We start from the raw sequence: 16,374 nt of genomic DNA, 5'->3' as shown, positions 1-16,374 counted from the left end.
TTATTGGATTGTTTTATTAATAGTTTTAACTGCACCCCAATCATTTACATATTCGTATGAAATTTTTGCGCCGTGATTTATGTTTATGCCTTCGTTAGCTGGAAACGACACCGTATTGTACGGAGGAATCATTTTTCCCTCCAGAGACTTTCCTGCGCCATCGGTCACGGAAACCAGTGAAACATAAAATGGCGAGTCATTTTTGGCGGATAATTTTTTTTGTTCCGAATACCACTTTAGTGATTCCGCAGCTGCAATTGCCTTATCCGATTTTCCGAGTGATTTTGGGCGGTAAAAGACCTTGATACGTGTTCTGAACGCGATTTGTAGTTTATTCGGCCCACGATTTTTTCCTACTGGCGGAATTTCAAGTACGTTTAACCAATACGCCGTTTCTTGTGTTGATGAGAGTGCAGGAGAGCCAGTGTATGTGATTCTCAGCGTCTGACTCTTTCCTGGGTCAATTCGATTAATTGGAGGGACAATAACGAATGGAACCTGAATTTTTTCAGGAGGCTCGTTAACATCACCTTTGTCGATCCAACTCTGCGCCAGAATCGGGCCCGCGCCGTTATTTGACAGCTTTACTGTTACCTCTTTTTCATTCTGAGGATAAATAACACGGGTCATTCCAACAACAATATTTGAGTAAGCGGATTGTGACATAATGGACATGACAGACAATAGCGCAACACGCAGGCAGGTCATACCTTTCATATTCGAGATCATTATAACTCCCGTAGTGCCGGTTAAAAACCGGCACATCAGTGATTACTTGTACTGCAAGTTATATACTACGCTGCTGGCAACCACACCCGGTGTAGTCTGACCATTAGCATAATACTCAACCGCATATGGTAGCGTTGCAGTACCTGCTGTCTGATCGATATCAACATATGTCATATCACTGACTTGATCTGTTGATCCCACGTTGATTACGGAATCACTATTAGAACCATCCAGTAACTGTAAATCAACAAGGGTAGCGCCAGTGGTTGCAGTATTAAGCAATCGCCCACTATTTTGGTCTACTGTTGCACCCGTTTGGAAAAATGCTGACACTTTTGACTGCCCTCCAGAAGTGCCAACCACGCAATCAGACAACTGCAAGTTAAAAGCCGTTCTGCCCGTAACTTGCCCAGATGAGGTTAATTCATTGATGCTCACAGTTGGAAGCGTAACGGTAGCATCAGCCCCCTGCCCATCGACAGTTACTTCACAAGTTGAGTCTGTTAGTTCACCATTAAATGTTATGGTCCCTGTTGATGCCGCATCTGCGGAAACAGAGGCACCCAAAAGAATTGCCGAAGCAGTAGTAAGTAGTGCAAATGAGTTTTTCATGCGTCGCCTTGATAGATAGACAAAGGTATAGAAATTCTGCTAAAAAATAATTTAATAGCAGCGTTAGATATTATGTTAGCAACTTTGAATACATAAAATAATCCGCTACCGGACATTTTATTTTTACCTCAATATCTCAACTAGCATTACCTTCAGCACATGTTATTACTGATAGTAATCATGTTACTTTCTACTTGTAATCAATCTTCCCTGTCGGATTTCGTCAGTCACTCCATGAACCCGTTTGACACATTTTTAAATTGAAAGAACGGGTTATGAGCACCTCATAAATTAGATGAATTTGATTCTGTGCACTCTCTGTTTAAACCCTCAGTCAGCCATTACCGCACTGTCTCTTTCCTCTAGTATTACTTTTCCATGCAAAACCCTTACCATGATCACATAAAACTCCGGTACCGGATTTTTATGTTGCAGGTGCATTGATAGCATCTATAAGTTGTTTAACTTACATGAGGCTATATGACAAATTTATTTGAAAATGTACACAAACGATTTCTTACACTAGATATTATTAAACATAATCAGAGATTGCGTGAATTAAGTGAGCCTGTATGTCTAGATAGGGGAGCTGACTTTGCTCCAAGTAATAAATACCTATACATTATCATAGAAGGACACATGTCTATATACACCAGCCCACTAGAAAGTTTCATTGGGTTAACAGTCGAATTTATGCCTATAGGTTTAATAGAAATGATGACTCCGGCATTAAAATTAATCTACATTGCTGAAAGCTCTGTGTCACTTTTAAAAATCAGTCTTAAAAATTTCTATAAAGTTTTTCATGTTACGCACAAAGAAACTGAAGACCTTATTGTTCTGATCACACATCTCTGTAGTTTCCTGATTGCAAATAAAGCAGACTCAATTACAGAGACGGCTTATGACGCCATCGTCTCCATGCTTTATAGATACCTTTACCGCAAAGAACATATCCCTGAATTCAATGAAGGAATAGCTGCTTTTATAATTAAAAGAACGGGTTTATCCAAGAGTTACGTTTTTGAGGTTCTATCAGAGCTAAAAAAGGGAGGATATATAAAAATGTCCAAAGGGAAACTTTTTTCCATTAACAAAAAGCTTCCCTTAAAATTCTAACATTACAATCAAGATAAATATATAGGTACCAAGGTAATCACTCAAAAAACTGACTTGTCTAAAGTCGAATATTCTCGCAATCTTAGCCCTGGAGCTTTCTGTGAAAAAATCACGTATTTCTGACAGCCAGATCATGTCTATCCCGAAGAAATCCGAGGCAGGTACGGCGGTCGCTGAACTGTGGTGCGAACACGGCATGGTTTCCCTGAAACAGGATTTCCTGCCTGCATTCCCCGGCAATGAAGCCCTGCTGGATCCGGCCAAGGCCTATCTGCTCTCGCTGAACTCACCTCGCAGCCGTCAGGCCATGGCCTCGCTCCTCGGTATTGTTGCCGGGATACTCGGCGCCGCCAGCGCCGAGGCATGCAACTGGGGCAGTTTGCGCCGCCATCATGTAATGCTCATCTGTGAATTGCTGCAGGATGCCGGCCGGGCCACCGCCACCATCAATAATTACCTCTCGGCTCTTAAAGGGGTGGCGAAAGAAGCCTGGATGCTGAAGCTGATGGATGTCGAGAGCTTTCAGAATATCCGGGCGGTCAGAAATCTACGTGGCCGCCGTCTGCAGCGCGGTCGTGCACTTCATCCGGCGGAAGTCCGACAGCTCTTTGCAGTTTGCGATGCCGATCGCAGTCGCATGGGGCCGCGTGATTCAGCTATGCTTGCCGTCCTCCTCGGTTGCGGTCTGAGCCGTTCGGAAGCTGTCAATCTGAGTCTGAGTGACGTTCTCTCTCGGGAACAGGCGCTAAGTGTGCAGGGGAAAGGCAATAAAAGGCGGCTGGCTTACGTGCCGGACGGAACCTGGCAGCGACTGCGGACTTGGATTGACCAGGTCCGTGGCGAAGTTCCGGGACCATTATTCATTCGGATCCGTCGATTCGACTCCCCGACGCAGGAGCGCCTGACGGAACAAGCCGTGTATCACGTACTCCAAATCCGTCAGCGTCAGGCCAGAATCGACAAATGTGCTCCGCTCGATCTCAGGAGAACATTTGCCACAGTGATGCTGGAAAACGGAGAAGATCTTATTACGATAAAGGATGCAATGGGTCACGCCAGTATCAAAACCACCCAGCAATATGATCGGCGTGGAGAAGCGAGGTAGTGGTCGGCATATGACAGGTTTTGATCTCCCCTCTGTAAAGTAAGCGTATGCCGAGAGTTGGCGGTACGATATTTTTATCGGTCAAGGTGCTGATCTTTTTGTCCTTTCTGGTGAAAGCATCATCACCATATTTCCTATATTTTTCAATCCATCGACATATTGTATTGAAGCTGGTAAACCATGTTTAACCGCTGTTTCTCGAGCGGAAAATCCACCATCTGCAACCTCCTTCAACACCATAAGTTTGAAATCAGCAGAATGACGCCCCTTCTTACCGCTAAGAATTTCAATCCCATGCTCCCTGTAAACGTATGCTCACTTTCGTACCGATTTCGGGCAAAGGTTGTACATTTTAGCTACAACTTCCAGACTCAATTCACCTTCAAGATATTTTTCTGCGACTTCCTGTTTGAATTTCAATGAAAATTTTGCCATTAGCCCTCGGACTTCGCTCCAGTGTCTAACTTCTGGGGCGCAGATCACTATTGGTGGACACCACTTTGTCGAATTAGTCAGATTATGACCAGACGGCCCTCGCTGTACGCTTACTCGCATTGTTCGGGTGCTCGAGGATCATCGTTTGCGTCTGGCTCAGGCTCACACCCGCCTCACGAAGCATTTTGAGGATTTCATATAACAGGTCACTGCGTGTTGAACTGACCATGCGTGGGCTGTTCACATAACCCGTCACGCTCAACACTATGCCGTTCGGTCCGAGCTCCTTAAAGCTGACCGACGGAGCCGGTGCGTCCAGAATGGATTCATGCAGGGTATAAGCCATCAGTAACAGGTTACGTACCTGTTCAGGATCGATATCCAGCGGGAAGGTCAGAGCGATGGTCGCCACACCCTGTGCATTCGCCATGGTGGCGTTGCGCACGTTCTGAGAGATGAGCTGCGAGTTCGGGACGATCACCGTCGATTTGTCACTCAACTGGATTTCCGTTGCGCGAACGTTGATCCGACGAATATCTCCTTCCACGCCGCTAATACTCACCAAATCACCCACTTTGACCGGGCGTTCAGTCAGCAAGATTAAGCCGGAAATAAAGTTCTTTACAATCTCCTGCAGACCAAAACCGATACCCACCGACAGAGCGCTGACAATCCATGCGAGCTTGTTCCATTCGATGCCGAGCGTCGAAAGCGTCAGCATGATGATCAGCACATAGCCGACGTTAGTGAACAGCGTGACAAGTGATGCACGCAGTCCGATGTCCATCAGGGTTTTTGGCAGCAAATCGTTATCAAGCCAGCGTCGGGTTGAGCGCAATACGTAGCAGCCAATTACCAGACACAGAAAGGCATTCACGGCATGAGCCGGGATAATACTTATCCCATCAATACCTTCTTCACCCCAGATACCCACTATTTTTTTCAAAAACTCTACGGGGGGAGTGGTGCCGAAAGTCCCGTTAAGCAGCGCAATGGTTGTCATCAGTAAGAGCGAGGTTTTACCGACGGCCGAGAACAGCGTTGCCGCGAGGGACAGGTGGCGATCGCTAAGGCTCAGCGTACTTTTGAGTATTTTGCCGCTTTGGGTGGAGGGTGAGAATACGGACTCACAGAGATCGACCACGAAGTAAATCTGAAGATACAAGCAGCTGAGGACCAGACCAATCCACAGCAGCTCGAAGGTGACAAAGCGAGCCAGCGGGATATAACCAATCAGCAGAGCACCCAGAATGACCACCGCCGTCAGGCTTATCACCAGATGAATCAGGCCTGCAATCGTGGAGCGAGCTTCCGTTTGCTCGCCATTGGCCCGCATTTTGCTGCGTATACGGTTAATACGCACCGGCGCTATCAGGCAGTTTAGCGCAACCAGTAAGGCCGACAGCCCGTTGCCAAACAGGGTGGTGGCAATACTGGCGCTGACAAGGTCGTTGAGCAGCTCGAGAGTGCCGAAGATAAAGATAAAGGTGGCCAGCAGGACAGGAAAGGACCCGAGTGTTTTTGCCAGAGAATCAGCAATCCCCGGCAAACGCCAGGTGGGATGGTTGTTAGAGAGTAATGCAATCCCAAGCCCGGCTATGATCGCCGAGAAATAGGTGAGACCAACGAGCTGATTGGCAAAGTTCAGCACCAGCTGTGAGGTATCCGGTAACCGCGTGAAGATATAACATAGCATCTGCATGCTAATACCCAGCGTGAACATCATGCTGAGTGTGGTGAAACAGGCAAGAAAACTGCGGCGGAAACGCCCCTGCGGCAACCAGTAGAGGAGGACCCACTCGACGGGTTTATCCAGCGCTTTGCGTCCGAACAGGCCAATAATCAGAGCCAGTAGCAGACAGAAACCTGAGCCAATACACCATCCATCGCTCCAGGCCTGACCCCAGGCATCGCTAACCTGTGACCCGAAAGCACCAAAGCGCGCGGCATCTTTCTCACTCAGTTTGATTAACGGGGTCCAGAACTTAACTCTTAGAATACTGCCTGTATTGAGCGCAATTTGCGTTTTCAGCGCGTTGCGGCGTAAGCCAAAGATTTGCGCGGACAAGTTTTGCGCCCCCACGCCGATGGCTTTGGTGTGCTCAATCTGAGTGGTGAGCAGGATTTTACTGCTATTAAGCTTTTTACGCTGGCTAACGACCTGTGGGGTTTCCGTTAGGGTACCTGGCGCAGGCGGCGGGCCGAGCACATCAAGCTGAGCGTGAACCTGTGTCAGTTGCGGTGCAAGTGTCACGGCAAGTTTACCTGCATCGCTGACAAGCTTCTGAGCTTCATCGTTCAGGGTGGTGAATTGTTTATCTGCTGTCGCAGCAGACACTTGTTGCTTCAGGGTATCCAGGCGTTTTTGCAGCGCAGATAGCGCGGTGTTGGCATTAACCTTAACAGGTTGTTCAACGTCGGTTTGCGCGGGGCTGTCATTCGCCAGAGACAGAACAGGAGTCATCATCAAACATGACAACAATGCCAGTAACAGCGGCACTTTTATTATTTTATGCATAGAAAGATGTACCTGATATTTTACTTAACTAAGGGGTGTAACTGGCTAAGGATACCTGTAGTTTATGAAAGCCCGCTCCGGGAAATCTGTTTAAAATCGTATAATGCAGAAGGGGGAGAGAAGGAAAGCAAAGTCTGCTGACTGGCGAACTGAATCACGCACTGTCTACTCCAACGACGTCAAACTTCGCATCGTTGAACTGGCTTACCAGCCTAGAGCCAATGTCGCAAAAATAGCGAGAGAAAGTGGTGTTGTTCACAACCTCATTTTTAAGTGGCTGCGCATGTGGCAGCACGAGGGGCGGGTGTCACGTCGCCTGCCTGCGGCCATTGCCCAACCTTCAGCCCCATCACTGTTAGCTGTAGAGATTGTACCGGAGGCCACTGTATCTGATGTCGCTTCCGGGCTGTATCCGTTGAATGCTTCTTCCTGCTGCGTGGAGTTCCGCCACAGTAAAATAACCCTGAAAAACCCGTCGCAGGAGTTGCTTGCTGTGCTGCTGCGTGAACTGACAGGGAGAGCGCCGGAATAATTAATCTTCCATCAGGCACCCGTATCTGGCTGATTGCTGGCGTCACGGATATGCGTAAGTCCTTCAATGGCCAGGGCGAGCTGGTACAGCATGCACGGGATAAAAATCCGTTCTCCGGCCACCTGTTTATCTTCCGTGGCCGCAAAGGCGATACCGTGAGGATACTCTGGGCAGATGCGGATGGCCTGTGCCTGTTTACCAAACAGCTCGAAGAAGGCCAGTTCATCTGGCCTGCTGTACGCGACGGTAAAATCGCGATCACCCGCTCACAACTCGCCATGCTCCTCGATAAGCTGGACTGGCGTCAGCCAAAAACTGCTAGCCTTGAGTGGGCCCCATGAAAAGCCAGACAGTAGAAGTCTCTTAACTTAAGAGATAGGCTTGGATATATGTCTAACACTAACGCTAATTTTGAGATGACCGGAATACTGTTAGGGCAAGAAGCCCGTCGGCGTAAAACGCCTCAGGAAAAGATCGCCATTATTCAGCAGTCGATGGCGCCGGGAATGTCGGTATCCCATGTCGCCCGTCTGCATGGCATTCAGCCCAGTCTGCTGTTCAAGTGGAAAAAGCAGTACCAGGAAGGCAGTCTCACCGCAGTGGCTGCCGGAGAAGAGGTCGTTCCGGCTTCTGAACTCTCCGCTGCGCTGAAACAAATCAGGGAGCTTCAGCGTCTTCTGGGTAAGAAGACGATGGAGAACGAGATCCTGAAAGAAGCGGTGGAGTACGGTCAGTCGCGAAAATGGATAGCGCACGCGCCCTTGTTATCAAAGGGCAAGGAATAGCACAGGTCAGCCGGGCTTTAGGCGTGTCGCGTGCGCAGTTATCCCTTCGGGTCAATCGTCCTGTCGACTGGCAGGACGGGCGCTGTAACAGACGGAATGAGGAAGCAGATGCAGAGCTGCTACCGCGAATCCTCGCGATCATCAGTGATATGCCGGGTTATGGTTATCGACGGGTGTGGGCGATACTGCGGAAGCAGTCGCGCAATGAAGGGCTTCCCCCCGTGAATGCCAAACGGGTTTATCGTGTGATGAGCGAGAACAGGCTGTTGCTGCTGCACGGCAAACCACAACGTCGGCAGCGTGAGCATAACGGCAAAGTCGCGGTGGCGGAAAGCGATCTGCGCTGGTGTTCAGATGGCTTCGAGTTCGGCTGTGATGACGGCGAGAAGCTGCGGGTGACGTTCGCGCTGGACTGCTGCGACAGAGAAGCCATAGAGTGGGCCGCCAGTACAGGGGGTTACGACAGCAGCACGGTACAGGATGTGATGCTGGGTGCAGTGGAAAAACGGTTCGGTAATCAGTTACCGGAAAAATCAATCCAGTGGCTGACGGACAACGGTTCAGCTTATGTAGCGCATGAAACCCGCTGGTTCGCGAGGGAACTGAATCTGGAGCCATGCACAACAGCAGTGAGCAGTCCGCAGAGTAATGGCATGGCTGAACGGTTCGTAAAAACGATGAAAAGTGACTACATCACCTTCATGTCCAAACCGAATGTGAGAACGGCGCTGATAAACCTAGCGGCGGCGTTCGAGCATTACAATGAAAACCATCCGCACAGCGCCCTGGGATACCTCTCACCGAGGGAATACCGGAGCCAACGGATAACGCTAACTTAGAGACAAAAGCTGTCTGGAAATAGCGGGTCAAGATCACAAAAACTGCTCGCCTTAACTCTCTGACAATGTGTTAAAAAGCGCATGGACGCATTATAAATGGGGTCATGGATCAGGACTATCTCACTCTTATCGCCGCGCTGGAAGATGCGCTTCGCCAGAAAGATAGAATATGTGCGCACAGGTAGAAAAGCTACGCCGGATACTGTTATGCCCCCGCTCTGAAAAACTACGTCGCCAGGTTGAAGAGGCCGAAGCGCTGCTGAAACAACAGAAGCAGGAAAGTGCTCGTTACAATGGCCGGGAGGATCCGCAGGTTCCCCGCCATGCCTTTAGTTAACACTTCATCCGGCAAATCTTCCGCTAACACAACCACTTCAAACTCTTTTCTTCTCATGGCCTGTATCTCACTTTACAAAAATCGCCGTCACGCGTGAAGTGACGGCATCGGGTTCATATACTCTCCGGGCTCCCCATTTCATGTAGAGCGTGAACATCCGGCGTGAACATCCGGTTTCTGGCCTTATTCCATGTCTGGTGCAGAGATTTACCGGAGAAAACAGTGATAAATCAAACGGTCAGTCACAAAAACCCAATGTGTGTGACTCTGTCGTGGGAATTTATTGGTCGCGGCTGTAACTGATGACTGGGTCATGTTCAGTATCTGGTCGCTAAAAAAGGTATGAGGCACTACATATTGATTATCCACAGGAACGGTGGATAACCCTGTGTGCATCCCGGTACGTTCAGTTTATCTGAGCAATATCTGGCTGCTTGACCGCAGCGGTTACAGCTGGCCGCATCCTTTAGCGCCAGACACCGATATGTCGATGTTAGTAAAAAATCAGCCAAAAATAAAAATTGGACAAAAAATCTGAACGAGGCAAGGATTAGGCAGAATCAGCGTTTTACCGAACGGTGGGGAAAGGGCGTAGACCCCCCCCCTGGCGACGACTTTGCCGTTGTTACACTCCCGTTCCGGAGCAATTTGCACTTCTGCCGTAAAGAAACTCTATATTGGGAAGGGATCAAGAAGATAGAATTCTCAAAAAGTGTGTGGAGCTAAAACGGGTGTGCTCACACTAACTCAGAGAGTATGACCAATGTGAAAATATTTATTCACAAAATACCACAACATATTGGCTCTAATATCCCTATTCTTTTGCCGGTTACAAAAGGAGATTTGAATGAGCTTTACTTTTTATCATATCACCGGGAAGCTATGTGTAGCCCTGCTAGTGCTTTATTCTTGTCAGTCGTTCGCAGAAAAAATTTCAGCTGACCAGCTTCAGCAAATGCTGAAAGAACAAGACCCGTTTTCTGTAGTTAAGACATTACATCATGGCAATCACGGGCAAGACTGGCGTGAGGCCATCAATCAGATTAAAACTGGCGATCCTGATTGGCTAAAAGTTGCAATTTCTCTCGAGAAGGGAGTGCGGACGAAAGGAGCTGAAACGCTTATGGATGCTGTTGCACGGGCTATCCCAGAAAATCCGTCAGGAGTACTACATATTCTAAGCGACAAAAACATCTTCCTGAACGAGCCCAACGTTTGCAGTCTTCCACTTATCCCTACGGGCAACAAAACTGATGTTACTTTAAAGCAGAACGCCCTTGGTGCGGTACAGGCACAGCCAGAAGGGAAGCGATGCGCGAGAATAATGCAGTTAGCCATTTCCGCCCCTCATTCCCCTTCGGGAGAATGAGTAATTTATGAATTAGCCCACTGACGGATTGTGGGCCTAATTCCAACATCATTACGCGCTCTCGACTCATAATCGCTCGGTCGATGGTTCAAACCCAGAAAGGGCCGCCAATGCCGTGATCTCCTCCCTGAAAACAGTGCCAGGCTAAACTGAAGTATCCGGTCTTTCTTCCATCTCGCAACCCCCGCCACAAATGCTGGCCAACGTCTTATCGCCCTTATGATTTCAGGCGTCTCCTCAATATGTGCTCCCGGTGACAGAGAAATACAGTGACGCGGTTTGCCGCCCGATTCTTTCAGGGAAGATGGTAAATCTGATATATTAATATTTCTGTGTTTTGCGGACTGAGTTAGCGATCCGTCACAATATGGCCAGTGATATGACCTTCGATATCGGAATATGCGTCTGCTATGCGAACAATTAAAACCCTGCGGAGGGTTATGGCACGTCATCCAGAATAAAACTGGAAACAAACCTCACCGCTATTTCTGTTTTATCTGTGGTAATATTTTCTGTTTGATCGTACGGATACTCATTATGAAAAAATTACTCCTCATCGCACTGGGGGCTATCATGCTCTCCGGTTGTACCACCCGGGTGACTGACATGACGCTTGCCAGCACGCACAACTACAACCTGAACGGGACGAAGTTTGTTCAGGGACCACGCGTCACCGGAGAAGATACCGTTTCGGTTATACTTTTCCCGATAGGATTACCCAATGTTAAAACCGCGATGGATCGGGCCATTGCAAAAAACAGATGTGCTGTTGCACTATCGGATGTCGTTATTTCACAACTTAATCACGCCTTCATCTTTGGCCGTTTTGGCTACCAAGTTGAAGGGACCGCGATTATCGATAAGGGACAGCCAGGGTGTGAAAGCGCCCGATAGTCAGGGGCTTCTCCCGTTGTTATGGATCCGGAAAGGCCCCCAGTGTCTGGATCCATTCCCGCCACAGTTACATTCGAATGTAAGGCAATGTTCGTTTTCCGCAGCGATGTGACCCGGCTTCCGCCCGATACGCCTCTCCTTCGGGACTTGCCGCACACGCACTGAATATTATTCACGAACGCTATAGCGATTTTGGTCCGACGCTGGTCGGTAAATTTGATCGACAACCAACTGGGCTGATTGATCCTAGGAGCAGTCTTTCTTTGGCGCGCATCAGGTGTCCACCTGTCAAATAAGTGGGTGCTTAAGTTACAGAATTGTGGTTTCTGAGCCAGACGGTACTGAGACGACGCTTACCTTAATCGCGGTGGTGATCGCGCAGCCAATAGTGCCCTGCATATTATCGCGATCGGTCGATTACGGAAAGACGCGAGAACACAGGAATATGTGGCAAAGCGGCTAGCAGAAGGTCAAAGCACTGCGTTGCCTCAAGCGCTATATCTCGCGTGAAGTCTATACGCTGCTGCGAAATCAAAATCGACAGATAAACAGTACCAAAATAATGACTTGACTCTTAGAAGGGCGTCCAGAGTTCTCAATATACCAGCGAAAGGTGCCAGCATTTTATGGAATCTCACTATTTAAAAAGTAGTATGAGTCGCTGCGGAAATTTCCATGATAACGCGATGGCAGAAAGTTTTTTCCAGTTGCTGAAGCGAGAGCGTATCAAGAAACGGGTCTATAAAAACAGAGCAGAAGCGAAAGTGGATCGCTTCGATTATATAGAGATGTTTTATAATGCCAGACGTCGTCACAGCGCATGTGAAGATCAAGAACCTGCAGAGTATGAAAGTGTCTGGTTCATGAGGCACGGAACTGTCTAGAAAATCCGGGTTTATTCAGATAGTAATAACTGTGGATAGTTTACCCTTCATCAATGGACAGTGCATATTTTAATTTTTTGTAGTTTCATTAAAAATTGGACTCCATTTGCCTGATGGATATAATGCATTATAGTGAATACTAGCTTTCCGTCTAATACGCCCCATTGCTATATTGTTTCGAAATTTAAGGGATAGCTTTTTTTGAAGAATGACTCTGTATGCACTACATGTCTTTTCTGAAACGGAGAGTTTTATTGCTAGTTGTTTATTACTTAAGTGTGACATGCTTAAAAATCTCATTTCACGAGAAGAAAGGTTCGTTATTTTCAACTGCCTAAAGCTGGATATTAATTTTTCAATTTCAGAAAGATTCGTGCAATGAGAAACATATATAAAATTATGCAACTTCAAATAAGAATCGATTAACAAATCTGAATCCAGAACAACAATAACTTTAGCGCATAATGCTATCTGAGATAATAGAAAGCCACGTAATAACAAATCTTCCACCAATATAATAAAGATACCTTCTTGCGGGATTTTCTTGAACACATTGCTATCAGCAGCATACCCAATATACAGAGAGCGTTGAATACCAAACCCTGAAACTCCAATGCAAAAATATGCATTATCCGAAATGAATGTTGATGCACTGCCCATAATTTAGCCTTCTGAAATTTTCAAATATCATTTAACAATCACCATCAGTATAATTTAATATCAACAATGCTTATTCCACTTACGTATTTTTGAATGTAGAATCCGTCAGTATGATCAAGCGTTGTTGAAAAACAAACCATCAAACAATCGTTCAATTGGTATAATACACAACCTTATTCGATTCAAAAAGGAAATGCCCCCAAAGAGTTAAAAATGCATCAAGGGAGTCACTTTCGGAAAAAAATTAACATACCTTGCCAAAATGGTATCACTTTCAATATTACAATCATATATCCTATCAATATAACTAAGTTTCATTGCCTTCTCAGCATCTACTATGCAGCGCTGTATATGTGACACTACCCAATCTACTTCTTGAGAACCGATAGATGAGGATTGATAAGTATTAATTATCCACTGAAAATCTTGGTCCATTTTTTGCCATAAAAATTGCAAATAATTAAGACTATATTTCTGATATTTTCTGATATTTAACTCTAATGGACCAAAGCAGAAGAGTGTATGTGGTGCAGCGCTACGCACTTTACCACTCAAAAAGAGGAGATTAGAAAGATGTGAGACAGTACCTAAGTTATGAACACAAATCACAATCGGTACTGACTTTATATAATTATAAATTTTGAGTGCATCCGAAATACTCTCTCCTGTGCTAGTCATCATCAGCCTAAGTTCTTTGAACCCGGAGTCGTAAGCCTCTGAGAACAGTGATATCAAACGTTTAACTGTAATCTCACTCAACTCATCATCAAAAATGATTGTATCCATGGAACCTCACTCACCTCTTCCGATATGTTGCACTAAATACTCTAAGTTTAGACGCTGGGATCATTTAAAATCAATGATCGCCTTAATATAGTATTCCCTAGCACGATGGTTTACCAACCTTTATAGCCAAAGATGAGTACATCTAGCCATATTAACAATGCACGGCACAACATGATTGTAAAAAAGCGAATTTAAGCAATTTTATTTACAATGAATAGCCTGGGGTATGCTTCCAAATATGTTTTGTTTTTTTATAAACTTCATTGCGAAGTATTCTGTAAGCAACCAATAATAACTGTTGTTATTTTTTTAATAATAGTTAGCTTAATGTTACTTTACACAATTGGAGTTATTGATGATTTTAACAAAAACCATTATTCCCAAAGAGTTACTATGGGCAATTAGCTCTGGCTGGGAAACTGACTGTTTCAGCTCGCTACTCAACCTTAAACCAGGGACTGGTGCAGAGCTATGGCTTTCAACAAAACCATTTCATGTTCAGAATGGCAACAATACTACATTCTCAAACATGCAACTTTTGACGCCTAGAGAAGGAGCTTTCATTATCTCCCCAAACGATGAAAAATTATTAGTACTAAGGATTCGCCATAGCAAGCTCTACATGCTTTCCAGAGGGCAAACGAATGCCACTGTTGATAAACCAGTAGATCTTCATGCCCTATGGAGTAACAATTTGCTGAAGTATCTCCCGCGTTACTTTGAGCTAGGATGTGAAGTTTTACGAGGATTTAACTTATTACTCAAAATGCTACCAGTAGAAAAATATGAATTAAATAACAATCTGATAGAGTATGTTTACACAAATCACACGACCAAGGTCTGTGATGTCGCTTTAGAATTTAAGTACTCACAACGGTATATACAAAAGAGATTTTTGGAAGCCCATGGTATTACCATAAAAAAGTATCAACTTATTTGCAGATTAGAAACAGCCATTAAGGAAACCATACAAAATGGTGATATGTACGGGGCCATACTTAATGCCGGTTTTTATGATCAATCTCATTTTATTAAATCATTTAAAATTATATACCTATCAACACCTACATCATTTCTGTCTGATCCTGTAAATGACTATTTTTACAATAGAACAGGTCCCACCTATCTTAAAATATAATAATGCCACGCCCCATATACTACAGTAGTATATGGGGCGTGGCATTATTTACACAAAGTTACGATCCTTTGTATTTATCCTATACCCTCACAAGGTTATTTCACTTGCGGAAGCATGTGATGGCACTCTAACTCAACACTTTGGTTATCCTTTGAGTGAATAACAACCTTTTGTGATTCTGGGGTTCCCTTGCAGGGGCTATTTTGAATAATAACCCCATCATTTGCTGGTGATGAATCATTTGCATAAACTGAAAATGTCATGACCCCAAATAAAATTACCACAAAATACTTCATTATTACTCCTCAATTATCGCACTTCAGAATGTCTCTCTATTCCATACATCCATCATAGTGTTTATAGTGTTAAAGGTATTGTAAAAAAGCGAATTTTGATCTTATCCAAAAATAGTTGCTACGCTGCTAAGTGATAAACTCCAGCCAGAGGTAGCTCACATGATAACTCAGTATCACCCATCAAAAAAATACGAAAACAGCACTCACCTAAACTCCGTCAGGGAGCTCTTAAACCAACGTAACAGCAAAAAAGTAGGCTATGACACAAATGACAGTTAACAAAAAAATCACATTTATGTAGAAAAATCCGAAAGCTGGGCTGTGATTTTCCCAAATAAAAGATAGCGTCCAAAGCTTCAGGCGTGCCGTGTTTAGCGGGTTTACTCATATATCAAGCAAACAGAATTAATACATCCCACACGGTGTAAATTTAAAAAAAAACAACACTACCCTCCTCACCCTTTCAATTAATTATATAATTTAGCTATGTTTCTTGAACAAATAGAATGATTGTCAGAATGTATCTTTTATAAATACTACTCACAACTCGTCACTCCTAGATATTTTTCAGAGGACGTTTTTTTGAAAAGCATTGATTTCCGCAGGCATCTTTAACTTTAGATGCCGGTAGTTTTAATTTTTTTTCAGCAGAAAACACACATGAGCAAAAGTAATAAAATATTAAAAAACGGCGAGCGCAACGGAAACGCCCATTGTCCTACCTTGTGTCATAATACTGATATCTACGGTGCTGAGTTAATCTCAAATCTATCCAGATTCCCAGCACTATATCGCCACCTGCAAACACTCCGCAAAATTTGTCACCATAAAGTTGATGCTTGACACTCACTGTCTGATAAGCAACGAACGTGGCTACTCCAACGAATACTTGCTGGAAATAACTCAGAGCGAGCTGCACGCGAAAATGGAGCTGAAGATGACGCGTAAGAAAAGCGATACACCCTTTCAACTGTTCAAAGCGCTCCCGGAGCTGCCCGAATACGTGTCCGATGCAGAAGAAAGGATGATTGGCCTAGCGCGCACGCTGCAAAGCAACTGCCGCGCAGGGGACTTTGTCGCCCGTTTCGGCGGTGAAGAGTTCGCGGTGATGTTCAACGCCGATTCAGACGTTAAGGCGCAAAAAATCCTCGCGCGTTTCCAGGAGAATATCCGGGCGATGCGCTTTGTCGCACCCGATGGCAATCAGGTTGGCATTACCGCCAGCTTCGGTGCTGTTCAGGTTGACGATACCTCTATCGAAACGCTGCTGGAAAAAGCCGATGCGGCGCTGTACCAGGCGAAATCAGCCGGACGCGATCGCGTTTCGTGGGCCTGA

General features: G+C 45.6%; 16 protein-coding genes and 2 pseudogenes. 11 read left to right on the top strand and 7 right to left on the bottom strand.

Translation table 11 applies throughout. From position 1 onward, the window contains the following. Positions 1–729 carry a fimbrial biogenesis chaperone gene (locus MUU46_RS04585; protein ID WP_258964903.1) on the bottom strand — a complete coding sequence of 243 codons (729 nt, stop codon included), beginning with the start codon at positions 727–729 and terminating at the stop codon, positions 1–3. Between the two features lie 42 nt (positions 730–771). Then, positions 772–1,341, bottom strand: a complete 570-nt coding sequence (locus tag MUU46_RS04580; protein WP_258964902.1) for a fimbrial protein — start codon at positions 1,339–1,341, stop codon at positions 772–774. A gap of 480 nt (positions 1,342–1,821) precedes the next feature. Here MUU46_RS04580 and MUU46_RS04575 point away from each other — a divergent pair, with 480 nt between their 5' ends. After that, a complete protein-coding gene (locus MUU46_RS04575; RefSeq protein ID WP_258964901.1) occupies positions 1,822–2,460 on the top strand; it encodes a helix-turn-helix domain-containing protein in 639 nt (212 codons plus the stop codon). A gap of 196 nt (positions 2,461–2,656) precedes the next feature. Continuing rightward, entirely contained in the window at positions 2,657–3,565 is a 909-nt protein-coding gene (locus tag MUU46_RS04570; protein ID WP_258964993.1) for a tyrosine-type recombinase/integrase, read from the top strand. 517 nt (positions 3,566–4,082) lie between these two features. Here the strand turns inward: MUU46_RS04570 and MUU46_RS04565 are convergent. Further along, positions 4,083–6,518 carry a DUF3772 domain-containing protein gene (locus tag MUU46_RS04565; RefSeq protein WP_258964900.1) on the bottom strand — a complete coding sequence of 812 codons (2,436 nt, stop codon included), beginning with the start codon at positions 6,516–6,518 and terminating at the stop codon, positions 4,083–4,085. 103 nt (positions 6,519–6,621) lie between these two features. On the opposite strand from MUU46_RS04565, the gene MUU46_RS04560 reads away from it, so the two are divergent. The 3 genes from MUU46_RS04560 (at position 6,622) to MUU46_RS04550 (ending at position 8,674) form a co-directional block, all read left to right on the top strand. Next, positions 6,622–7,050 (top strand): transposase, encoded by a 429-nt coding sequence (locus MUU46_RS04560; RefSeq protein WP_309582935.1) that lies wholly within the window; start codon positions 6,622–6,624, stop codon positions 7,048–7,050. After that, the gene (gene tnpB, locus MUU46_RS04555) at positions 7,047–7,391 is read left to right on the top strand and encodes an IS66 family insertion sequence element accessory protein TnpB (protein ID WP_258964992.1); all 345 of its coding nucleotides are present in this window, start codon (positions 7,047–7,049) and stop codon (positions 7,389–7,391) included. Before MUU46_RS04560 ends, tnpB begins: the two co-directional genes overlap by 4 nt. 75 nt (positions 7,392–7,466) lie before the next feature. Further along, positions 7,467–8,674, top strand: a protein-coding gene (locus tag MUU46_RS04550) for an IS3 family transposase (RefSeq protein ID WP_258964991.1) whose coding sequence is annotated in 2 segments (ribosomal slippage) — positions 7,467–7,788 and positions 7,788–8,674 — 1,209 coding nt in all. Because the reading frame shifts where the segments join, the coding sequence is not laid out codon by codon here. Positions 8,675–8,900: 226 nt separating this feature from the next. Here the strand turns inward: MUU46_RS04550 and MUU46_RS22960 are convergent. Further along, positions 8,901–9,068, bottom strand: a complete 168-nt coding sequence (locus MUU46_RS22960; protein ID WP_374684990.1) for a hypothetical protein — start codon at positions 9,066–9,068, stop codon at positions 8,901–8,903. Positions 9,069–9,858: 790 nt separating this feature from the next. Between MUU46_RS22960 and MUU46_RS04540 the strand changes: the two genes are divergently transcribed. From MUU46_RS04540 to MUU46_RS04525, 4 genes and pseudogenes are all read left to right on the top strand, one after another. Beyond that, positions 9,859–10,380, top strand: coding sequence for a hypothetical protein (locus MUU46_RS04540; RefSeq protein ID WP_258964899.1), 522 nt, complete (start codon positions 9,859–9,861; stop codon positions 10,378–10,380). A gap of 537 nt (positions 10,381–10,917) precedes the next feature. Then, on the top strand, positions 10,918–11,274 hold the full coding sequence (locus MUU46_RS04535; protein WP_258964898.1) for a hypothetical protein: 357 nt from the start codon (positions 10,918–10,920) through the stop codon (positions 11,272–11,274). A 357-nt stretch (positions 11,275–11,631) separates the two neighbouring features. Further along, positions 11,632–11,845: pseudogene (locus tag MUU46_RS04530) on the top strand (IS110 family transposase); the annotation flags it as partial. A 16-nt stretch (positions 11,846–11,861) separates the two neighbouring features. Continuing rightward, a pseudogene (locus tag MUU46_RS04525) lies at positions 11,862–12,158 on the top strand (IS3 family transposase); the annotation flags it as partial. Between the two features lie 69 nt (positions 12,159–12,227). Here the strand turns inward: MUU46_RS04525 and MUU46_RS04520 are convergent. After that, positions 12,228–12,818 (bottom strand): LuxR C-terminal-related transcriptional regulator, encoded by a 591-nt coding sequence (locus MUU46_RS04520; RefSeq protein WP_258964897.1) that lies wholly within the window; start codon positions 12,816–12,818, stop codon positions 12,228–12,230. Positions 12,819–13,025: 207 nt separating this feature from the next. Beyond that, entirely contained in the window at positions 13,026–13,604 is a 579-nt protein-coding gene (locus MUU46_RS04515) for an ATP-dependent Clp protease proteolytic subunit (RefSeq protein ID WP_258964896.1), read from the bottom strand. 355 nt (positions 13,605–13,959) lie between these two features. Between MUU46_RS04515 and MUU46_RS04510 the strand changes: the two genes are divergently transcribed. Beyond that, positions 13,960–14,742 (top strand): helix-turn-helix domain-containing protein, encoded by a 783-nt coding sequence (locus MUU46_RS04510; protein ID WP_258964895.1) that lies wholly within the window; start codon positions 13,960–13,962, stop codon positions 14,740–14,742. A 95-nt stretch (positions 14,743–14,837) separates the two neighbouring features. Here the strand turns inward: MUU46_RS04510 and MUU46_RS04505 are convergent, their stop codons facing one another. Beyond that, the gene (locus MUU46_RS04505; protein WP_258964894.1) at positions 14,838–15,038 is read right to left on the bottom strand and encodes a hypothetical protein; all 201 of its coding nucleotides are present in this window, start codon (positions 15,036–15,038) and stop codon (positions 14,838–14,840) included. A gap of 835 nt (positions 15,039–15,873) precedes the next feature. Here MUU46_RS04505 and MUU46_RS04500 point away from each other — a divergent pair. Next, positions 15,874–16,374: a GGDEF domain-containing protein gene (locus MUU46_RS04500; protein ID WP_258964893.1), complete on the top strand. Its 501-nt coding sequence runs from the start codon at positions 15,874–15,876 to the stop codon at positions 16,372–16,374.

Source organism: Scandinavium tedordense (assembly GCF_024764965.1).
In the GTDB taxonomy this organism is placed as follows: domain Bacteria; phylum Pseudomonadota; class Gammaproteobacteria; order Enterobacterales; family Enterobacteriaceae; genus Scandinavium; species Scandinavium tedordense.
Note: the sequence above shows the minus strand (reverse complement) of the source record. Positions and strands in the feature narration are given on the sequence as shown.

Coding starts and splice junctions, on each gene's coding strand:
- MUU46_RS04540 (WP_258964899.1), top strand. CDS start 9,859: ATGAGCTTTACTTTTTATCATATCACCGGGAAGCTATGTGTAGCCCTG.
- MUU46_RS04535 (WP_258964898.1), top strand. CDS start 10,918: ATGAAAAAATTACTCCTCATCGCACTGGGGGCTATCATGCTCTCCGGT.
- MUU46_RS04505 (WP_258964894.1), bottom strand. CDS start 15,038: ATGAAGTATTTTGTGGTAATTTTATTTGGGGTCATGACATTTTCAGTT.
- MUU46_RS04575 (WP_258964901.1), top strand. CDS start 1,822: ATGACAAATTTATTTGAAAATGTACACAAACGATTTCTTACACTAGAT.
- MUU46_RS04560 (WP_309582935.1), top strand. CDS start 6,622: ATGCAGAAGGGGGAGAGAAGGAAAGCAAAGTCTGCTGACTGGCGAACT.
- MUU46_RS04510 (WP_258964895.1), top strand. CDS start 13,960: ATGATTTTAACAAAAACCATTATTCCCAAAGAGTTACTATGGGCAATT.
- MUU46_RS04515 (WP_258964896.1), bottom strand. CDS start 13,604: ATGGATACAATCATTTTTGATGATGAGTTGAGTGAGATTACAGTTAAA.
- MUU46_RS22960 (WP_374684990.1), bottom strand. CDS start 9,068: ATGAGAAGAAAAGAGTTTGAAGTGGTTGTGTTAGCGGAAGATTTGCCG.
- MUU46_RS04500 (WP_258964893.1), top strand. CDS start 15,874: ATGCTTGACACTCACTGTCTGATAAGCAACGAACGTGGCTACTCCAAC.
- MUU46_RS04520 (WP_258964897.1), bottom strand. CDS start 12,818: ATGGGCAGTGCATCAACATTCATTTCGGATAATGCATATTTTTGCATT.
- MUU46_RS04565 (WP_258964900.1), bottom strand. CDS start 6,518: ATGCATAAAATAATAAAAGTGCCGCTGTTACTGGCATTGTTGTCATGT.
- MUU46_RS04570 (WP_258964993.1), top strand. CDS start 2,657: ATGGTTTCCCTGAAACAGGATTTCCTGCCTGCATTCCCCGGCAATGAA.
- MUU46_RS04580 (WP_258964902.1), bottom strand. CDS start 1,341: ATGAAAAACTCATTTGCACTACTTACTACTGCTTCGGCAATTCTTTTG.
- MUU46_RS04585 (WP_258964903.1), bottom strand. CDS start 729: ATGATCTCGAATATGAAAGGTATGACCTGCCTGCGTGTTGCGCTATTG.